Here is a 19,132-nt window from a genome sequence, read left to right on the forward strand (position 1 = left end):
TTACAGCGGTGCCTGCTGCCGCGGCCAGGTCAGGCTGAAGCAGGCTCCACCCAACGCGGCACTGCGCCCCACCGTAGCCCGACCCGCGTGCCAGTAGATGATCCGCCGTACGATCGACAAACCCAGGCCATGCCCGCCCGAAGCACGGGTACGGCTGTCATCGAGGCGGGTGAACGGTGTGAAAATGCGATCCCAGACCCCTTCGGGTATCCCGGGGCCGTCATCTTCCACATCGATGCGGCAGCGTTGCTGCCCCAACTGAAAGCTAAGGCGTACCTCGGACTCGGCATGGCGCATGGCATTGCCGACAAGGTTCTGCAGGGCCCGGTGCAAGTAGCGCGGCTCGGCCTCGACCCAGGCGCCTTCGGTATCCGCACCCTGGCAGTCGCCGCGCACCACCCGCACCTCGGCACGCAAAGGTGCCAGCTCTTCGATCACCCGATCGAGCAAGGCATCCAGATCGACCCGCTGGAACTTCAAGGCCGGTGCGCCCTGCTCCAGGCGGGCGTAGGTCAGCATTTCGTCGACCAACTTGTCGAGGTCCTGGATATCCCCGTCCATGCCCGCCAGGTGCTTTGCACGCATCTGTTCATTCGTGGCGCTTTCGATCATCTCCAGGCCAAAGCGCAGGCGCGCCACCGGCGTGCGCAGCTCGTGGGACACCGCTCGCACCAGCTCGCGCTGCATGGTCAGCGAACGCTGCAGGTGCTCGGCCATGCCATTGAAGGCAGCAGCCAGGCGCCCTACCGAGTCGGCGTCGCCGGCCGGCACGCGGGTGTCCAGGCTGCCCTGGGCGATGCGCGTGGCAGCAATCTCCAGGCCTGACACACGACGCTCCAACTGACGCACCAGCAGGTAGACCACCAGGCCGATCAGGCACAGCCCCAGGAAGGCAATCAGGATCAGCAACTGCGGCGGATAAGGGTTGAGCTGGTACAGCGGGCCGATTTCCAGTACCCATGGCGAGCCCGTCAGCCCGGCGAACACACGGATCGAGTCACCATCCTTGCCCAGCGCCATCACCGTGTCCCCCTCCTCCACCCGGCGCCGCTGGTCATCGTCCAGGCCGACCCGCTCGATACGTTGCAAGGCGACGCCAAAGCCGAAGCCTTTTTCCTGCTTGATCTGTGCCAGGCGTTGCTGCTGTTCGGTTACCGGGTAGCGCACCAGCTCGTCGGCCAGTAAATAGAGGGTGGCCCGCGCCAGTTGCTCGCTGATCTGTTTGATCTGCGCGACCAGCATCAGGTCTTCCTGGCCCACCTTGCGCAGCACTTGCGCCGCATGCGGGCCAATCCTCTCGACCACCACCAGGCCACGGTACAGGCGCGCCCGCTGGCCGCCGTCAAGGCTGCGTGCGCTCATCGGCTGCAGCGCCAACGGCACGCCAAGCAGGCGCTCCCAGATCAGCAGCGAACGCTTGCGTTGGGTTTCATTCTGCACTGCCAGGTTGTCGGCCATCAGGCTGAAGGTGCCTTGGGCCAGACCCTCGCGGTGCTGAGCAGCGCGCACTTCATTGACCAGGTGCAGGCTGAGCACGCCAAGCAGGGCCACCAGCACCAGCACGGCCAGCATGCCGCCGTAGATGCGCAGAAAGATCGAATTGTTCATGGTGCCTCGCCGACGAACAGGTAGCCTTTACTGCGCAGGGTCTTGATCAACCGCGGCTGAAGCGGGTCATCGCCGATCTTGGGGCGGATTTTCGAGATGCGGATGTCGATGGAGCGGTCCTGGCCGTCGTAGCCCACGCCACGCAGTGCGGTGAAGATCTGTTCACGGGACAGCACCCGCCCAGCGTTGCTGGCCAACAGCCAGAGCAGGTCGAATTCGGCGCCGGTCAGCTCGATCAACTGCTCGCCCAGGTGCGCCTCGCGCAGGCGGTTGTCGATACGCAGCGCACCGAAGGCCAGGTCCTGGCGCTTGCTGTCCACGGTTTCGCTGCGGCGCAACAGGGCCTGGATACGTGCCAGCAGCAGGCGTGGGCGTACGGGTTTGCAGACGTAGTCGTCGGCGCCCAGGTCCAGGCCCTGAACCTGGTCGAGTTCATCACTGCGCGCGGTGAGCATGAGGATCGGCCCCTGGTACTGACTGCGCACCCGGCGGCAGATGCTCAGGCCGTCCTCGCCGGGCAGCATCAGGTCGAGGATCACCAGGTCGGGCTGGCTGTCGATGATGCGCCGGGCGGCGCGGGCGCCATCGCCTTCCACGCTGACCTCGAAGCCGTTGGCCTGCAGGTACTCGGCGGTGAGCTCGGCCAGGCGCTGGTCGTCTTCGACGATGAGGATGCGGGGTAGGGTTTGGTCCATGACTTTGGCCTTGTTTGTTCTTGGGATCGTGTCAGGGCAGCTGAGAGTATGACTGTAGATGGGTGGGGCCTGCGAGATCGTGCGCCACCTGCGCGGCGCATCGCGAGCGAAGCTCGCTACTACGGCCTGTGTCCAACCCCCGATGTGTGCCCACCACCGATCAATGTGTAGGAGCGGGTTTACCCGCGAATACGGTGGCGGGGGCAACGGTGAACGGCAGGTGGAGATTGGCCAGCAGGCTCGGCCCTTTCGCGGGTAAACCCGCTCCTACAGGTGACCGCGCGCGGGGGAACCAGGATCTTCAGACATGCCCCCACCGTCCCCTCGACTGAACCGTTTTTTGTGATAGGGTTCGCGCCCGAAAAAAACTGCCCAAGGGCGTCACCTTGCAGAAAAATACTGCAAACCACTTGGCACAAGGCCTACAGCGAATACCCACCATTCACTCACAAAGTACGCACACGTTATCCACAGGCGCTCGCCTTGCAAAGCCCCCAATACCGCATTATCTTGTATCCCGATCGCAGTGAACCACTAGATATAGGGTTTCGTGCAAAATCACACACAAAAGTCAACCCGCAAGATCAAGCGATTTTCCGGGCGGAACTTGAGGTGATTTCAGCAGCCAAACCGCTCCTGCGGAGGCGACCGAGGCAAGCCCTTCCAGGGCCTTGTTCGGGCATGGGTGTTGCAGGCCAGGCCTGGCATCCATCAGCAACAGATTTTGGGCCCTGCCCAGAACCTTTGACTTCGGCCAGGGAGCGGCAAGCCATTGCCCCTTATTCCTGAGTCTGTCCCGAAGTCGGTACGCCCGTGCGGGCGGATGCGCATGCTTTGCGCATCCCCGCTGGGCCATCGAGCAAGTGGACGGAACGGTGGGCGCCCCTAGGGCGCCTGAACAAAATAGAAATTGTGGAGACACCCACCCATGCAAACCGACACAACTCGCGAGAACCCGCAGGCCAAGGTGCCGCAGGCCGCCGATTCCAACCAGGATCTGGCTGCCACCGCCCCTGGCCAACTGCGCGTGATCAAGCGCAACGGCACTGTCGTCCCTTACACCGACGACAAGATCACCGTGGCCATCACCAAGGCGTTCCTCGCAGTTGAAGGCGGTACCGCCGCCGCTTCGTCGCGCATCCACGACACCGTCGCGCGCCTGACCGAGCAGGTTACCGCCACGTTCAAGCGTCGCATGCCATCGGGTGGCACCATCCACATCGAAGAAATCCAGGACCAGGTCGAACTGGCCCTGATGCGCGCCGGCGAGCAGAAAGTCGCCCGCGACTACGTGATCTACCGTGACCAGCGCGCCAAGGAGCGTGCCACCCGCGCCAACACCGACGCCGTGGTCGAACCGCACCCGAGCATCCGCATCACCCTGGCTGACGGCAGCCTGGCGCCGCTCGACATGGCCCGCCTGAACACCATCATCAGCGAAGCCTGCGAAGGCCTGGCCGAAGTCGATGGCGACCTGATCCAGCGCGAAACCCTGAAGAACCTGTACGACGGCGTGGCCATCAAGGACGTCAACACCGCCCTGGTGATGACCGCCCGTACCTTGGTGGAGCGCGAGCCGAACTACTCGTTCGTTACCGCCCGCCTGCTGATGGACACCCTGCGCGCCGAAGGCCTGGGCTTCCTGAATGTAGCCGACAGCGCCACCCACCACGAGATGGCTGACCTGTACGCCAAGGCCCTGCCGGCCTATGTCGCCAAAGGTATCGAGTTCGAGCTGCTGAACCCGGCCATGGCCGACTTCGACCTGGAAAAACTGGGCAAGGCGATCAACCACGAGCGCGACCAGCAGTTCACCTACCTGGGCCTGCAGACCCTGTACGACCGCTACTTCATCCACAAGGATGGCGTGCGCTTCGAACTGCCGCAGGTGTTCTTCATGCGTGTGGCCATGGGCCTGGCGCTGGAAGAAAAAGACAAGGAAGCCCGTGCGATCGAGTTCTACAACCTGTTGTCGTCGTTCGACTACATGGCCTCGACCCCGACCCTGTTCAACGCCGGTACCCTGCGCCCGCAGCTGTCCAGCTGCTACCTGACCACCGTGCCGGACGACCTGTCGGGCATCTACCACGCGATCCACGACAACGCCATGCTGTCGAAATTCGCCGGTGGCCTGGGCAACGACTGGACCCCTGTGCGCGCACTGGGCTCGTACATCAAGGGCACCAACGGCAAGTCGCAGGGCGTCGTACCGTTCCTGAAAGTGGTCAACGACACCGCCGTTGCGGTCAACCAGGGCGGCAAGCGCAAAGGCGCCGTGTGTGCGTACCTGGAAACCTGGCACCTGGACATCGAAGAGTTCATCGAGCTGCGCAAGAACACCGGTGATGACCGCCGTCGTACCCACGACATGAACACCGCCAACTGGATTCCTGACCTGTTCATGAAGCGTGTCTTCGATGACGGCAAGTGGACCCTGTTCTCGCCTTCGGAAGTGCCAGACCTGCACGACCTGACCGGCAAGGCCTTCGAAGAGCGCTACGAGTACTACGAAGCCCTGACCGAGTACAACAAGATCAAGGTGTTCAAGACCGTCCAGGCCAAAGACCTGTGGCGCAAGATGCTGTCGATGCTGTTCGAGACCGGCCACCCATGGCTGACCTTCAAAGACCCGTGCAACCTGCGTTCGCCGCAGCAACACGTGGGCGTGGTCCACAGCTCGAACCTGTGCACCGAGATCACCCTGAACACCAACAAGGACGAGATCGCGGTCTGCAACCTGGGCTCGATCAACCTGCCGAACCACATCGTCGACGGCAAGCTGGACACCGCCAAGCTGCAACGCACCGTGAACACCGCCGTGCGCATGCTCGACAACGTGATCGACATCAACTACTACTCGGTGCCGCAAGCGCGTAACTCGAACTTCAAGCACCGTCCGGTCGGCCTGGGCATCATGGGCTTCCAGGATGCGCTGTACCTGCAGCACATTCCTTACGGCTCCGATGCTGCCGTCGAATTTGCCGACAAGTCGATGGAAGCGGTCAGCTACTACGCCATCCAGGCTTCCTGCGACCTGGCCGATGAACGCGGCGCCTACGAGACCTTCCAGGGTTCGCTGTGGTCCAAGGGCATTCTGCCGCTGGATTCGCAACAGATCCTGATCGAGGCCCGTGGCCAGAAGTACATCGACGTCAACCTGGAAGAAACCCTGGACTGGGCGCCGGTACGTGCCCGCGTACAGAAAGGTATTCGTAACTCGAACATCATGGCCATCGCACCAACCGCGACCATCGCCAACATCACCGGCGTATCGCAGTCGATCGAGCCTACCTACCAGAACCTGTACGTGAAGTCGAACCTGTCGGGCGAATTCACCGTGATCAACCCGTACCTGGTTCGCGACCTCAAGGCTCGCGACCTGTGGGACTCGGTCATGATCAACGACCTGAAGTACTACGACGGTTCGGTACAGCAGATCGAGCGTATCCCGCAAGAGCTGAAAGACCTTTACGCCACTGCGTTCGAAGTCGAGACCAAGTGGATTGTCGACGCGGCTTCCCGTCGCCAGAAGTGGATCGACCAGGCGCAGTCGCTGAACCTGTACATCGCCGGTGCATCGGGCAAGAAGCTGGACGTGACCTACCGCATGGCCTGGTACCGTGGCCTGAAAACCACCTACTACCTCCGTGCCCTGGCCGCGACCAGCACAGAGAAGTCGACCATCAACACCGGCAAGCTCAACGCCGTTTCCAGCGGTGGCGACAGCGCCCCGGTCCAGGCAGCCGGCCCTGCGCCAGTGCCAAAGGCCTGCGCGATCGACGAGCCTGACTGCGAAGCCTGCCAGTAAGGCCTGAATGCCGCGCGGGGTGCCCAACGGTGCCCCGCGCGGCATTTTTGTATCCGCGCCTCAGAGAAACCTTGCCCTTTGCCCACTGTTCACGCAGCTCGGTAAAAGAACAGGACCTCTCAAAACAGGATGTAAACCCATGGCGCGGAAAAAACTGGCATCTCGCAAGATTGGTCGCAACGCCGAAACCGGCCGTTTCACCTCGGTCGAACAGGCACGCAAGCACCCCAAGACACACATTGTCGAAACGCTGCACACCCACCGCAGCTAGTGGTAGCTGGCCTCATCGCCGGCAAGCCCGCGGTGAGGCCGGTTCCGACAACGCAGCCCTCATCAAAACACCATATGATGTGCCTTAAAATTTAAACTGGCACAACATATAGGTTGGCGCTACACTCTCCCCCGGTAGAAGAAGCCACCTATTTCGTGAACCGACGCATGCCAAACCGGTCGAAAAAGTTACCCTCGCCGGCAACACGCGCCCCCCGATCGAAGGTGATTTCCGGTATACTTTGCGCCCTCTGAAAAGAGCACCTATTCAATTGTCCTGGCCCCTCCCAGAGGCCTGGCCAGGTACAAGCCAGAACACATTCAGATGTAAACGAGAGTCAGCCTCTCGAGCTGCCCATTCGCCATTACGGCCTTGCGTCAGGCATCACATTCTTAAAATCCAACCGGTTGCCTCTGGGCGACCCTCAAGCAGGAGCCAAACCATGCTGAGCTGGGACGAATTCGACAAAGAAGACGGCGAAGTAGCCGCCAAAGGCAACACCCCTGCGCAGGCCGCTGCCACCGCCACCCTCGACAAGCTCGACAGCGCCGGTGGTGCCGCCGCCCTGGAGGCCCGTGCGGCCACCGCTTCTGACTCCGAAGCCGTCAAACGTGCCAAGGCTGCCCTCGACGCCCTCGACGTTGCCGAAGGCCTGGCCGAGCTGGAAGGCTCCTCGGCCCGCGTTGCAGTGGATGAAAAGCGCATGATCAACTGCCGCGCAGACCTCAACCAGCTGGTACCGTTCAAGTACGACTGGGCCTGGCAGAAGTACCTGGACGGCTGCGCCAACCACTGGATGCCGCAAGAGGTCAACATGACCGCCGACATCGCCCTGTGGAAAAGCCAGGACGGCCTGACCGAAGACGAGCGCCGCATCGTCATGCGCAACCTCGGTTTCTTCTCCACCGCCGACTCGCTGGTTGCCAACAACCTGGCCCTGGCCGTGTACCGCCTGATCACCAACCCGGAGTGCCGCCAGTACATCCTGCGCCAGGCCTTCGAAGAGGCGATCCACACCCACGCCTACCAGTACTGCATCGAGTCGCTGGGCATGGATGAAGGCGAGATCTTCAACATGTACCACGAGATCCCGTCGGTCGCTAAAAAAGCCGCCTGGGGCCTGAAGTACACCCGCGCCATCTCCGACCCGGAATTCAACACCGGCACCGTCGAAACCGACAAAGAGCTGCTGCGCAACCTGATCGCCTACTACTGCGTCCTGGAAGGCATCTTCTTCTACTGCGGCTTCACCCAGATCCTGTCCATGGGCCGCCGCAACAAGATGACTGGCGTTGCCGAGCAGTTCCAGTACATCCTGCGTGACGAGTCGATGCACCTGAACTTCGGTATCGACGTGATCAACCAGATCAAGATCGAGAACCCGCACCTGTGGGATGCGGCGATGAAGGAAGAAGCGACCCAGATGATCCTGCAAGGGACCCAGCTGGAGATCGAATACGCCCGCGACACCATGCCACGCGGCGTGCTGGGCATGAACGCGGCGATGATGGAGGACTACCTCAAGTTCATCGCCAACCGTCGCCTGACACAGATCGGCCTGAAGGAAGAGTATCCAGGGACTACCAACCCGTTCCCATGGATGAGCGAGATCATGGACTTGAAGAAGGAGAAGAACTTCTTTGAGACGCGTGTGATTGAGTATCAGACGGGTGGGGCGTTGAGCTGGGACTGATCGTCCGCGCTGAGCATCGAGAAGGCTGCCGATTGGCAGCCTTTTTTTATGATTTTCCCCAAGAGTCCTGACGTCAGTTACGAAGATTGATTTCTTAATCCTATAAAAGACCGCCCCTGCGAAGGCCCATGTGAACAGGGGGCCATTTATTGCCTGTGCTGGCCTCTTCGCGGGTGAACCCGCTCCTACAGAGATCGCAGTTTGCCGGGGTTACCTGGCAAGCTGGTCTGCCTGACTTGGCAATGAGCCCTCTGGGCTGATGGGGGACCTGTGCGGGTTCATCGAGGCGTTGAACCGCCGCGAACACCGGCGAAGCCGGTGCCATACACCGAGTCGGATTCTTCGCGGGCAAGCCCGCTCCCACCGAAGCACAGCTCTAGCTTTGAAGCGGTGCTTTACCTTGAGATTTCGGCCTGAGGCTGCCAAACCCTATAGGCCTACTCAAGTCGCTCAGCAGCCTTTTTGTAAGCTTGGTCCCGCTCACGGCGATCGACAGCGACGACAAAAACCACGATCTCTTGGTCGATGACCTGATAGACCAGCCTATACCCGCCGCTGCGTAGCTTTATCTTGTAGCAATCTGGCAGCGAATGCGCGGGCATCGAAGTCGAGACTATAGGTCACCCAGCTGTACCCTCACGCGCTGCGGAGAAGCAAGCCGCTCTTGTACGGTAGCAATGAGATCTTCATCTTCCTCGGTCATCAGGACCGGCCGGAAGGGTAGCTTGCCCCGCTCAGCTACATATTGCAGAGCCTGACGCATGAGTTCGGAGGGGGTGACACCGAGGCGATCGAGCTCTTTGTAGGCGCGGGCTTTGAGATCATCGTCGACGCGGATATTGATAGAAGCCATTACATAGCCCTCATGTAAAGACGATTGTCATTACACTGCACTGATCGTGGGACTCTGCAATGGCAGTTTGTCTGCCGGAAGTGACCACAGCGCCATTCCCTTCAAATGAAGAGGCCTCGCCCCTGCCGACAGGAGGGGTACGGCACCAGCAAGGATGCCGGGACTGGACATGCCAGTCTAAGTGGTCAAGGGCGAGGCCAGATCTAAAGATAGCGCAGGCTCGGGGATGGGGCCACCGCTGTTACGATTTGATTTGTAACCCTGTCCGCGGTTTGCGAGGCGAGGCAGCCAATGGGGTGGATGGCACGGGCTTTACCCGTGTTCGCGGGCAAGCCCGCTCCTACCAGTAGATCGTGTACGTGCGTGGCATGGTGCAAGGCAGTTGTAGTATGTCTGCAGCGCGTTCAGGGTAGAGCCTCTGCCGCTCAGTTTTTCGCGTCTAGTACCCTATTTGCTCTGCGATCAGCCGTTGACAGCCCTCCTCCCCCTTGCTAATAATCGCCCACAGTTGTACGACAACGCATAACAAAAACAACAATCCGTGGACGAACCCATGTCGACACCCATCCCGCTGCACCCACGCCTGTTGCACACCCCTCTTCCCCCGGCCAGCTCGCGTACACCAGCCAGTACGTAGCGCCCGGTTACCGCGCGTTCACCCCTGGCCCTTACCGGCCCGTTATCTACCCGCCCCTGCCGCAGGCCGCTTGCGCGTGCCCGGTGGACGGGCTGCCACACCCTTAGGGAGCACAACAATAATGAAAATCTTCCACACCCTGCCTTTCGCCCTGCTTGGCGCCGGGGTTATCGCCGGCCTGCCAGGCACCAGCCTGGCTGCGGGATTTGTCGAAGACAGCAAGGCCACCCTCGGGCTGCGCAACTTCTACATCAACCGTAACTTCACCAACCCCAGTAACCCGCAGAGCAAGGCCGAGGAGTGGACGCAAAGCTTCATCCTAGATACCCGCTCTGGGTTCACCGAAGGGCCAATCGGCTTTGGCGTGGATGTGCTGGGCATGTGGTCGGTCAAGCTCGACGGTGGTGGCGGCACCTACGGCACGGCGTTGCTGCCTCGCCATGATGATGGCCGGCCAGCCGACGATTACGGGCGCCTGGCAGTGGCGGGCAAGGCGCGTATTTCCAAGACCGAACTGAAGATCGGTGAATGGATGCCGGTGCTGCCGATTCTGCGTTCGGACGACGGGCGTTCGTTGCCGCAAACATTTCGTGGCGGGCAGGTTACCTCCAACGAAATCGCCGGGCTGACCCTGTACGGCGGCCAGTTCCGCGGCAACAGCCCGCGTAACGACGCGAGCATGGAAGACATGAGCTACGGCGGCGGCGTGTCGGACCGTTTCAACTTCGTCGGCGGCGAGTACAAGTTCAACCAGGACCGCACGTTGGTGGGGCTGTGGAATGCGGTGCTGAAGGACGTGTACCAGCAGCAATACCTGCAACTGAGCCACAGCCAGGCGGTGGGTGACTGGACACTGGGTGCGAACCTGGGCTACTTCCATGGCGACGAGGACGGCTCCGAACGCGCCGGGCAGCTGGACAACAAGACCTACTCGGGGATGTTCTCGGCCAAGTACGGTGGCAGCACCTTCTGGGTGGGGCTGCAGAAAGTCGATGGTGATACCTGGATGCGGGTGAACGGCACCAGTGGCGGGACCTTGGCCAACGACAGTTACAACTCCAGCTTCGACAATGCCAACGAGCGTTCGTGGCAGGTGCGCCATGACTTCAACTTCGTCACCGTCGGAGTACCGGGGTTGACCCTGATGAACCGCTACATCAGCGGGCGCGATGTGCACAGCGGGGGCGTGAGCGATGGCAAGGAGTGGGTGCGTGAAACGGAGCTTGCGTATGTGGTTCAGAGCGGGGCGTTCAAGGATTTGAGCGTGAAATGGCGTAACGCGTCGATTCGCCGGGATTACAGCAATAACGAGTTCGATGAGAACCGGCTGATCTTCAACTATCCATTGTCGTTGCTCTGATCAAGACCTGCGGGTTTACCCGCGAATACGGTGGCGATGGAAACGGTGAACGACGGGTGGAGATTGGCCAGCAGGGCCGGCCCTTTCGCGGGTAAACCCGCTCCTACAACGGCCTGTGCCCAACCACCGACCTGTGTCCACCATTGATCAGGTGTAGGAGCGGGTTTACCCGCGAACGCGGTGGCGGCGGAGACGGTGAACGGCGGGTGGAGATTGGCCAGCAGGGCCGGCCCTTTCGCGGGTAAACCCGCTCCTACAACGGCCTGCGCCCAACCACCGACCTGTGTCCACCATTGATCAGGTGTAGGAGCGGGTTTACCCGCGAATACGGTGGTGGCGACAACGGTGAACGACGGGTGGAGATTGGCCAGCAGGGCCGGCCTCTTCGCGGGTGAACCCGCTCCTACACAACGGTCTGTGTCCAACCACCGCTGTGTGTCCACCACCAATCTGCGTAGGAGCGGGTTTACCCGCGAATGCGGTGGCGGCGGAGACGGTGAACGGCGGGTGGAGATTGGCCAGCAGGGCCGGCCTCTTCGCGGGTAAAACCGCTCCTACGGGCGACCGCGCAGGCCCTTCGCATTTTTTACACGCGAAAAGGCCGGCAAAAGCCGCCCAAGCCTCATTGACAACACACAGAACCACCGCCAATAATCACCCAAGTCATACGACAACCTACAACAACTAACAACAAGAGCCGGCCATGACCACTACCCCCTTCAATCGCCTGCTGCTCACCGGAGCCGCAGGCGGCCTGGGCAAGGTCCTTCGCGAACGCCTACAAGGCTACGCCGAGGTCCTGCGCCTGTCTGACATCAGCCCCATGGCCCCGGCCGCGGGCCCGCATGAAGAAGTCATTACCTGTGACCTGGCCGACAAGGCTGCGGTGCATGCCCTGGTCGAAGGCGTGGACGCCATCCTCCACTTTGGTGGGGTTTCTACCGAACACGCCTTCGAAGAGATTCTCGGCCCCAATATCTGCGGCGTGTTCCACGTGTACGAGGCGGCGCGCAAGCACGGGGTCAAGCGCATCATCTTCGCCAGCTCCAACCACACCATCGGTTTCTATCGCCAGGATGAGCGCATCGACGCTCACGCGCCGCGCCGTCCCGACAGCTATTACGGGCTGTCCAAGTGCTACGGCGAAGATGTGGCCAGCTTCTACTTTGACCGCTACGGCATCGAGACCGTCAGCATTCGCATCGGCTCGTCGTTCCCGCAGCCACAGAACCTGCGCATGCTCTGCACCTGGCTGAGTTACGACGACCTGGTGCAGTTGATCGAACGCGGGCTGTCCACCCCCGGGGTTGGCCACACCATTGTCTATGGCGCCTCCGACAATCGCACCGTGTGGTGGGACAACCGCCATGCCGCGCACCTGGGCTATGTACCCAAGGACAGCTCCGAAACCTTCCGCGCTGCCGTGGAGGCCCAACCGGCCCCCGCCGCCGATGACCCGAGCATGGTCTACCAGGGCGGCGCTTTCGCCGTGGCCGGCCCGTTCAACTGACCCCACGCCAGGAGGCACGGCCATGAACTGCGAACTGATCGTCGACGCCCGCAACGGTACCGGCGAAAGCCCTGTGTGGCACCCCGGTGAACAGGCCTTGTACTGGGTAGACATTCCCGCTCGCCAGTTGCATCGCTGGCAAGCGGCCGATGGCAAACACCAGTGTTGGCAGGGCGACGAGATGCTGGCCTGCATCGCCCGCAGCGGTCAGGGTTGGGTTGCGGGCATGGAAAGCGGCATCTTCCAGCTCCAGGCCAGGGCGGACGGCAGCCTGGACAGCCGGCTGCTCAGCAACGTGCAGCACGCTCAGGCCGGCATGCGCTTCAACGATGGCCGCTGCGACCGTCAGGGCCGCTTCTGGGCCGGGACCATGCTGCTGGACATGCAGCAAGGTGCCCACGTGGGCGCGCTGTACCGGCATGACGGCGAAGGCCAGCTGCACCTGCAGCAGGACGGCATGATCGTGCCCAACGGCCTGGCGTTCAGCCCCGACGGCACGCGCATGTACCTGTCCGACTCGCACCCGAACGTGCAGAAGGTGTGGGCTTTCGACTACGACATCGACAGCGGCACACCGCACAACAAACGGCTGTTCATCGACATGCGCGACTACCCCGGCCGCCCGGATGGTGCCGCCATCGACCAGGACGGCTGCTACTGGATCTGCGGCAACGACGCCGGGCAGATCCACCGTTTTACCCCCGAAGGTCGCCTCGACCGATCACTCAGCGTGCCGGTGAAAAAGCCGGCAATGTGCGCCTTTGGCGGCGCCAGCCTGGACATTCTGTACGTCACCTCGATCCGCCCCACTGGCATCGACCTGCGCGACCAGCCCCTGGCTGGCGGGGTATTTGCCCTCGACCCTGACACCAAGGGCCTGGAGGAACCTGCCTTCCGGGGCTGACGCCCCCTAGCCATACCCACACTTGCACCCACGAAACCAGATAATAAAAACCACGGAGTTTCATCATGACGTTCAAACGCAAGCTGCTCCTTGCCGTACTCCCGTTCGCCTTCAGCGTGGCCATGCCTGCTTCGGCGCTGGACATCAAGTTCGCCGAGATTCACCCGGCCGGGTACCCGACCGTGGTCGCGGAACAGAACATGGGTAAAAAGCTGGAGGACGCCAGCAATGGCGAAATCACCTTCAAGATGTTCGCCGGCGGCGTGCTGGGATCGGAGAAGGAAGTGATCGAACAGGCTCAGATCGGCGCCGTGCAGATGACCCGCGTCAGCTTAGGGATCGTCGGCCCGGTGGTGCCGGATGTGAACGTATTCAACATGCCATTCGTGTTCCGCGACCATGATCACATGCGCAAGATCATCGACGGCGAGATCGGCCAGGAAATTCTCGACAAGATCACCAATTCCGATTTCAACCTGGTAGCCCTGGCCTGGATGGATGGCGGCTCGCGCAGCATCTACACGAAAAAGCCGGTGCGCAGCCTGGAAGACCTCAAGGGCATGAAGATTCGCGTACAGGGCAACCCGCTGTTCATCGACATGATGAACGCCATGGGCGGCAACGGCATCGCCATGGACACCGGGGAAATCTTCAGTGCCCTGCAGACTGGCGTGATCGATGGTGCCGAGAACAACCCGCCCACGCTGCTCGAACACAACCACTTCCAGAGCGCCAAGTACTACACCCTCACTGGCCACCTGATCCTCCCGGAGCCGGTAGTGATGTCCAAGACCACCTGGAACAAGCTCAGCCCCGAGCAGCAGGCGCTGGTGAAGAAGGTGGCGCGTGAAGCACAGATGGAAGAGCGCGCGCTGTGGGATGCCAAGACCGCCGCCAGCGAAGAGAGGCTCAAGGCCGCCGGTGTCGAGTTCATTACCGTCGACAAGAAGCCGTTCTACGACGCCACCGCTGCGGTACGCGAAAAATACGGCGCGCAGTACGCCGACCTGATGAAACGTATCGACGCTGTCCAGTAACCGCGCCCCCTCCTGAATGACCTCGGCAGCGCGGCCCCCGTCGCACTGCCGCTTTGGTGATGCCCATGAAAAACCTGTTCCTGCGTGTGAATGACACGCTGTACTGCGCCTGCACCTGGGTTGCCGGCCTGTCGATCCTGACCATGTCGCTGATCATTCCGTGGGGCATCTTCGCCCGCTACGTGCTCGGCACCGGCGCCAGTTGGCCGGAGCCGGTGGCCATCCTGCTGATGGTGGTGTTCACCTTCGTCGGCGCCGCCGCAAGCTACCGGGCCGGGGCACACATGGCGGTGACGATGATCACCGACCGCCTGCCACCGCTGCAGCGCAGCCTGGCCGCGCTACTGGTGCAAGTACTGATGATTCTGGTGTGCGTATTCATGACCTACTACGGCACCAAGTTGTGCATCACCACCTGGAACCAGTTTCTGGCGTCACTGCCGGGTGTGCGGGTGGGCATGACCTATGCGCCGATCCCGATCGGTGGCGTGCTGACCCTGGTCTTTGTGCTGGAAAGGCTCCTGCTGGGCGATCAGAGCCACCGCAAGGTAGTGCGTCTCGACCACCTGGAAGAAAACGAAGGAGCGGCATAAATGGATGCGTTCATTCTGTTGGGCAGCTTCATTGCGCTTATTCTGCTGGGCATGCCAGTGGCCTACGCCCTGGGCCTGTCGGCGTTGATTGGCGCCTGGTGGATCGACATCCCGCTGCAGGCGATGATGATCCAGGTGGCCAGTGGGGTTAACAAATTCTCGCTGCTGGCGATTCCGTTCTTCGTGCTGGCCGGCGCGATCATGGCCGAAGGCGGTATGTCACGGCGATTGGTGGCGTTTGCCGGGGTACTGGTGGGCTTCGTACGTGGCGGACTATCACTGGTCAACATCATGGCCTCGACCTTCTTCGGCGCAATCTCCGGCTCGTCGGTGGCGGACACCGCGTCGGTGGGTTCGGTGCTGATCCCGGAGATGGAGCGCAAGGGCTACCCGCGCGAGTTCTCCACCGCCGTGACCGTCAGCGGCTCGGTACAGGCGCTGCTGACCCCGCCCAGCCACAACTCGGTGCTGTACTCACTGGCGGCGGGCGGTACGGTTTCCATTGGCTCGCTGTTCGTGGCAGGTGTGATGCCCGGGTTGCTGTTGAGCGCCGTGATGATGGGCCTGTGCCTGATCTTTGCCAAGAAGCGCAACTACCCCAAGGGCGAAGTGATCCCGATGCGCCAGGCGCTGAAGATAGCCGGCGAAGCGCTGTGGGGCCTGATGGCCATGGTGATCATCCTGGGCGGCATCCTGTCGGGTATGTTCACCGCGACCGAATCGGCAGCAGTGGCGGTGGTGTGGTCGTTCTTCGTGACCATGTTCATCTACCGCGACTACAAGTGGCGCGACCTGCCCAAGCTGATGCACCGCACGGTACGGACCATCTCGATCGTGATGATCCTCATCGGCTTTGCTGCCAGTTTTGGTTATGTGATGACGCTGATGCAGATTCCGTCAAAGATCACCACAGCATTCCTGACCCTCTCGGACAACCGCTATGTGATCCTGATGTGCATCAACTTCATGCTGTTGCTGCTGGGCACGGTGATGGACATGGCGCCACTGATCCTGATCCTTACGCCGATCCTGTTGCCGGTGATCACCGGTATCGGCGTGGACCCGGTGCACTTTGGCATGATCATGCTGGTGAACCTGGGGATCGGGCTGATCACACCACCGGTGGGCGCCGTGCTGTTCGTCGGCTCAGCCATCGGCAAAGTGAGCATCGAGTCGACGATCAAGGCAATGCTGCCGTTCTACCTGGCGCTGTTCATGGTGCTGATGGCGGTGACCTACATTCCGGCCATCTCGCTGTGGCTGCCCAGTGTGGTGCTGTAAATAAGATCGGGGCTGCGATGGGCTGCAAAGCAGCCCCCTTGGCCCTACCTGCAACGGATCCTGCACATGGCTGCCCCCTCCTCGGCTGTACCTCTATTCCCACGCAAACTGGCAATCGCCTTACTGGCCCTGCTGGCCTGTTCATTCGCCGGCAACCACATTGCCGCTCGCATCGCATTCGACGACGGCACCGGCGTGCTGCTGGCCATTCTCTGCCGCTCAGGTATTACCTTGCTGGTACTTGCCTGCCTGCTGCTGTGGCAACGCCAGGCCCTGGGCCTGCCCGCCGGTACCCGGCACTGGCAACTACTGCTCGGCCTGCTGATCGCCACCCAAAGCCTGTGCCTTTATTCGGCGGTCGCACGCATTCCGGTAGCCTTGGCGCTGCTGGTGGGCAACACGTTCCCGATGCTGCTGGCGCTGCTCACCTGGGCACTGGGCGGTGCACGCCCCACCGGCCGCACGGTGTTGTTCATGGGCCTGATTCTGTGCGGCCTGGTACTGGCGCTGGATGTACCGGCACACCTGGCCGACAGCGGTGCGGCCAACCCGCACTGGGCATTAGGGGTGAGCCTGGCTTTCGGCGCGGCCTGTGCCTTTGCCTGTGCCTTGTGGGTCACCGACCACAAACTGGCTGCCGTGCGCGGCCCAGTACGCAGCCTGCTGACCTTGCTGATCGTGTTCTCCAGCATGCTGGTGGCAGGCGCAAGCGGCGTGATCCCATCCGGTTTGTCACTGCCAGGCAGCAGCAGTGGCTGGGCAGCCCTGGCCACCCTGGTAGTGCTGTATGGCCTGGCCTTCAGCTTGCTGTTCGTCTGTGTCCCTCGCCTGAACATGGCGCAGAACGCACCGGTAATGAACGTTGAACCCATCGCCACGTTGTTGCTGGGCTGGGCCTTGCTCGACCAGCACCTGAGCCCTGTGCAACTGGTCGGCGCTGCGGTGGTGGTGTGTGGCATCGTGCTGCTCACCTACCGCCGGGCCAATTGATTGATCTTCCATAAAGGAGCCTTGCATGGCTGTGACCGAACTGCACCTGCAAGACCGCCTGACACACCTGAGCCTGGCCCCGGAAATAGGCGCCAGCCTGGTCAACTGGCAGGTAAAGGCGACCGGGCAGGCACTGCTGCGCCATACCGACGCGGCCGCGCTGGCCAGTGGTACGCCGCGACGCTTGGCCTGCTACCCGCTGGCGCCGTGGTCCAACCGCATTGCCGAGGGTGGCTTTGCCCGGCCCGAGGGGTGGCAGGCACTGTTACCGAATACCGGGCATGACCCTTACCCGATTCATGGCAGCGCCTGGCAGCAGGCCTGGCAGGTAGAACACCACAGTGAACAGCAGGCTCGGTTGACGCTGGACAGTGCCGTGCCGTTTGCCTACCAGGCCACGCTGGATGTGCACCTGCATGAGGGTTGCCTGAACCTGGACCTGCAGGTGATGCACCAGGATGAGCCTGCTACCTGGTATGGCCTGGGGCTGCATCCCTACTTTCCGCGGTATCCCGATACCAAGTTGTACGCAACTGCGCGTAACGTGTGGCTGGCCGGGGATGGGCGGTTGCCCTCGTACCAGGCCGAGGTGCCCGAACAATGGCGTTTCAATGCCATGGGGCGTTTGCCCGAGACAGTGGTTGATCACGCCTTCAGTGGCTGGCCAGGGGAGTGCGTGATCGAACAGCCCAGCGCGGGTTATCGACTGGCGTGCAGTGCCAACGAGGCTGGACACTTCTTGCTGTTTTGCCCGCAAGGGCAAGGGTTTTTCTGCTTTGAGCCGGTTAGCCACCCCATCAATGCGCACCACCTGCCAGGGCGGCCAGGGTTGCGATTGTTGCACCGGGGGGAGGCAATGAACCTGGCGTTCAGGATGCAGTATCAGGCGTTGTGAGCGGGTTGCCTGAAAAACGGCCGCCACGGTATCAAACATTGTTTAGCATCATTTCTCGACACGATGCAGGTTCTCAATCCAGCTGCTGATCGCGCAATCCTTGCGCCAGCATGTCGATAAAGGCCCTGACCTTGGCCGAGCCGTACTTGCTTTCGCGGTGCAGCACATGAATGGGCCAGGGCGCCTCTTCGTACTCGGCCAGCAGCACCTGCAGCTGCCCGCTGGCCAGTTCGTCTACGACCTGATACGACAGCAGCCGGGCAATCCCCAGCCCGCCGCTGGCAGCGGCGATTGCCCCGTCATTGCTGGTTACCGTCAGCCGTGGCTTCATGCGCACCAAGGTCGGCTCGTCGGTCACGCCGAAGCGCCAACCGGCCCGCGGCGACAGGTTGGTGGTGCCGATTACCGCATGCCCGGCCAGGTCCGACGGGTGCTTCGGCACACCATGGCGCGCCAGGTAGTCGGGTGAGGCACACAACATGCGCCGCACCCTGCCCACCCGCAGCGCCTTCAACCCGGAGTCGGGCAACGGCCCGATGCGCACGGCCACGTCCATGCCCTCCTCGACCATATTCACCACGCGGTCGAGGAAGTACGCGGAAACATCGACTTCCGGGTACTGCTGCAGATAACGGACGATGCACGGCATGACGAACTTCCTGCCGAACAGGATCGGCGCGGTCACCGCCAGGTCGCCCCTGGGGGTCGCGTTGATGCCGGCTGCGGCTTCATTGGCCTCGTGGATGCTGGCGAGGATGTGCCGGGTGTCTTCCAGATAACGGCCGCCGGCCTCGGTCAGGCGCACGCTGCGAGTTGTGCGCAGCAACAGCTTGACCCCGAGCTGCTCTTCCAAGGCGCTGACGGCGCGAGTGACAGCAGCCGGGGAAATGTCCAGACGGCGGGCAGCCGCGGCGAAGCTTTCCAGCTCGCCGACGGCGACGAACACCTTCATCAGGTGGATCTGGTCCATGCGGGCTCCTGAAGGTTAAGAGGCGTG

15 protein-coding genes and 1 pseudogene are annotated in these 19,132 nt (G+C 62.0%); 11 read left to right on the plus strand and 5 right to left on the minus strand.

The window, feature by feature from the left end; genetic code table 11:
* Positions 1–1,608 carry an ATP-binding protein gene (locus tag ACYCCG_RS07715; RefSeq protein WP_209967606.1) on the minus strand — a complete coding sequence of 536 codons (1,608 nt, stop codon included), beginning with the start codon at positions 1,606–1,608 and terminating at the stop codon, positions 1–3.
* Positions 1,605–2,303: a response regulator gene (locus tag ACYCCG_RS07720; protein WP_176685117.1), complete on the minus strand. Its 699-nt coding sequence runs from the start codon at positions 2,301–2,303 to the stop codon at positions 1,605–1,607. Before ACYCCG_RS07720 ends, ACYCCG_RS07715 begins: the two co-directional genes overlap by 4 nt.
* A 928-nt stretch (positions 2,304–3,231) precedes the next feature.
* Between ACYCCG_RS07720 and ACYCCG_RS07725 the strand changes: the two genes are divergently transcribed.
* The 3 genes from ACYCCG_RS07725 to ACYCCG_RS07735 all read left to right on the plus strand — a co-directional run bounded on the left by ACYCCG_RS07725 (position 3,232) and on the right by ACYCCG_RS07735 (position 8,075).
* On the plus strand, positions 3,232–6,111 hold the full coding sequence (locus ACYCCG_RS07725; protein WP_176685118.1) for a ribonucleoside-diphosphate reductase subunit alpha: 2,880 nt from the start codon (positions 3,232–3,234) through the stop codon (positions 6,109–6,111).
* Positions 6,112–6,250: 139 nt separating this feature from the next.
* The gene (locus ACYCCG_RS07730; RefSeq protein WP_276208953.1) at positions 6,251–6,382 is read left to right on the plus strand and encodes a hypothetical protein; all 132 of its coding nucleotides are present in this window, start codon (positions 6,251–6,253) and stop codon (positions 6,380–6,382) included.
* Positions 6,383–6,824: 442 nt separating this feature from the next.
* Complete coding sequence (locus ACYCCG_RS07735) at positions 6,825–8,075, plus strand: ribonucleotide-diphosphate reductase subunit beta (protein ID WP_060498595.1); 1,251 nt, start codon at positions 6,825–6,827, stop codon at positions 8,073–8,075.
* A 437-nt stretch (positions 8,076–8,512) separates the two neighbouring features.
* Here the strand turns inward: ACYCCG_RS07735 and ACYCCG_RS07740 are convergent.
* Both ACYCCG_RS07740 and ACYCCG_RS07745 read right to left on the minus strand, forming a co-directional pair.
* Positions 8,513–8,668 (minus strand): annotated as a pseudogene (locus ACYCCG_RS07740) (type II toxin-antitoxin system RelE family toxin); the annotation flags it as partial.
* A gap of 20 nt (positions 8,669–8,688) precedes the next feature.
* A complete protein-coding gene (locus ACYCCG_RS07745) occupies positions 8,689–8,928 on the minus strand; it encodes a type II toxin-antitoxin system RelB/DinJ family antitoxin (RefSeq protein ID WP_020191860.1) in 240 nt (79 codons plus the stop codon).
* A gap of 758 nt (positions 8,929–9,686) precedes the next feature.
* Here ACYCCG_RS07745 and ACYCCG_RS07750 point away from each other — a divergent pair.
* The 8 genes from ACYCCG_RS07750 (at position 9,687) to ACYCCG_RS07785 (ending at position 18,135) form a co-directional block, all read left to right on the plus strand.
* On the plus strand, positions 9,687–10,925 hold the full coding sequence (locus ACYCCG_RS07750; protein WP_209967629.1) for an OprD family porin: 1,239 nt from the start codon (positions 9,687–9,689) through the stop codon (positions 10,923–10,925).
* A 703-nt stretch (positions 10,926–11,628) separates the two neighbouring features.
* The gene (locus tag ACYCCG_RS07755) at positions 11,629–12,435 is read left to right on the plus strand and encodes an NAD-dependent epimerase/dehydratase family protein (protein WP_176685120.1); all 807 of its coding nucleotides are present in this window, start codon (positions 11,629–11,631) and stop codon (positions 12,433–12,435) included.
* 22 nt (positions 12,436–12,457) lie between these two features.
* A complete protein-coding gene (locus tag ACYCCG_RS07760; RefSeq protein ID WP_459669963.1) occupies positions 12,458–13,339 on the plus strand; it encodes a glucurono-1,5-lactonase in 882 nt (293 codons plus the stop codon).
* A gap of 65 nt (positions 13,340–13,404) precedes the next feature.
* Entirely contained in the window at positions 13,405–14,376 is a 972-nt protein-coding gene (locus ACYCCG_RS07765) for a TRAP transporter substrate-binding protein (RefSeq protein ID WP_209967634.1), read from the plus strand.
* A gap of 65 nt (positions 14,377–14,441) precedes the next feature.
* Entirely contained in the window at positions 14,442–14,969 is a 528-nt protein-coding gene (locus tag ACYCCG_RS07770) for a TRAP transporter small permease (RefSeq protein ID WP_209967636.1), read from the plus strand.
* Positions 14,970–16,250 carry a TRAP transporter large permease gene (locus ACYCCG_RS07775; protein WP_176685124.1) on the plus strand — a complete coding sequence of 427 codons (1,281 nt, stop codon included), beginning with the start codon at positions 14,970–14,972 and terminating at the stop codon, positions 16,248–16,250.
* Between the two features lie 66 nt (positions 16,251–16,316).
* Positions 16,317–17,240 (plus strand): EamA family transporter, encoded by a 924-nt coding sequence (locus tag ACYCCG_RS07780; protein WP_209967639.1) that lies wholly within the window; start codon positions 16,317–16,319, stop codon positions 17,238–17,240.
* Positions 17,241–17,265: 25 nt separating this feature from the next.
* Positions 17,266–18,135, plus strand: coding sequence for an aldose 1-epimerase (locus ACYCCG_RS07785; RefSeq protein ID WP_176685126.1), 870 nt, complete (start codon positions 17,266–17,268; stop codon positions 18,133–18,135).
* Positions 18,136–18,208: 73 nt separating this feature from the next.
* Here ACYCCG_RS07785 and ACYCCG_RS07790 read toward each other — a convergent pair whose 3' ends face one another.
* Complete coding sequence (locus tag ACYCCG_RS07790) at positions 18,209–19,105, minus strand: LysR family transcriptional regulator (protein ID WP_021784473.1); 897 nt, start codon at positions 19,103–19,105, stop codon at positions 18,209–18,211.
* Positions 19,106–19,132: the final 27 nt, after the last annotated feature.

This window comes from Pseudomonas sp. VEM90, assembly GCF_054611535.1.

What these genes read in the sequence shown, in the direction of transcription:
- ACYCCG_RS07775 (WP_176685124.1), top strand. Translation starts at nt 14,970, where the DNA reads ATGGATGCGTTCATTCTGTTGGGCAGCTTCATTGCGCTTATTCTGCTG.
- ACYCCG_RS07770 (WP_209967636.1), top strand. Translation starts at nt 14,442, where the DNA reads ATGAAAAACCTGTTCCTGCGTGTGAATGACACGCTGTACTGCGCCTGC.
- ACYCCG_RS07720 (WP_176685117.1), bottom strand. Translation starts at nt 2,303, where the DNA reads ATGGACCAAACCCTACCCCGCATCCTCATCGTCGAAGACGACCAGCGC.
- ACYCCG_RS07780 (WP_209967639.1), top strand. Translation starts at nt 16,317, where the DNA reads ATGGCTGCCCCCTCCTCGGCTGTACCTCTATTCCCACGCAAACTGGCA.
- ACYCCG_RS07715 (WP_209967606.1), bottom strand. Translation starts at nt 1,608, where the DNA reads ATGAACAATTCGATCTTTCTGCGCATCTACGGCGGCATGCTGGCCGTG.
- ACYCCG_RS07725 (WP_176685118.1), top strand. Translation starts at nt 3,232, where the DNA reads ATGCAAACCGACACAACTCGCGAGAACCCGCAGGCCAAGGTGCCGCAG.
- ACYCCG_RS07735 (WP_060498595.1), top strand. Translation starts at nt 6,825, where the DNA reads ATGCTGAGCTGGGACGAATTCGACAAAGAAGACGGCGAAGTAGCCGCC.
- ACYCCG_RS07745 (WP_020191860.1), bottom strand. Translation starts at nt 8,928, where the DNA reads ATGGCTTCTATCAATATCCGCGTCGACGATGATCTCAAAGCCCGCGCC.
- ACYCCG_RS07730 (WP_276208953.1), top strand. Translation starts at nt 6,251, where the DNA reads ATGGCGCGGAAAAAACTGGCATCTCGCAAGATTGGTCGCAACGCCGAA.
- ACYCCG_RS07760 (WP_459669963.1), top strand. Translation starts at nt 12,458, where the DNA reads ATGAACTGCGAACTGATCGTCGACGCCCGCAACGGTACCGGCGAAAGC.
- ACYCCG_RS07750 (WP_209967629.1), top strand. Translation starts at nt 9,687, where the DNA reads ATGAAAATCTTCCACACCCTGCCTTTCGCCCTGCTTGGCGCCGGGGTT.
- ACYCCG_RS07755 (WP_176685120.1), top strand. Translation starts at nt 11,629, where the DNA reads ATGACCACTACCCCCTTCAATCGCCTGCTGCTCACCGGAGCCGCAGGC.
- ACYCCG_RS07790 (WP_021784473.1), bottom strand. Translation starts at nt 19,105, where the DNA reads ATGGACCAGATCCACCTGATGAAGGTGTTCGTCGCCGTCGGCGAGCTG.
- ACYCCG_RS07785 (WP_176685126.1), top strand. Translation starts at nt 17,266, where the DNA reads ATGGCTGTGACCGAACTGCACCTGCAAGACCGCCTGACACACCTGAGC.
- ACYCCG_RS07765 (WP_209967634.1), top strand. Translation starts at nt 13,405, where the DNA reads ATGACGTTCAAACGCAAGCTGCTCCTTGCCGTACTCCCGTTCGCCTTC.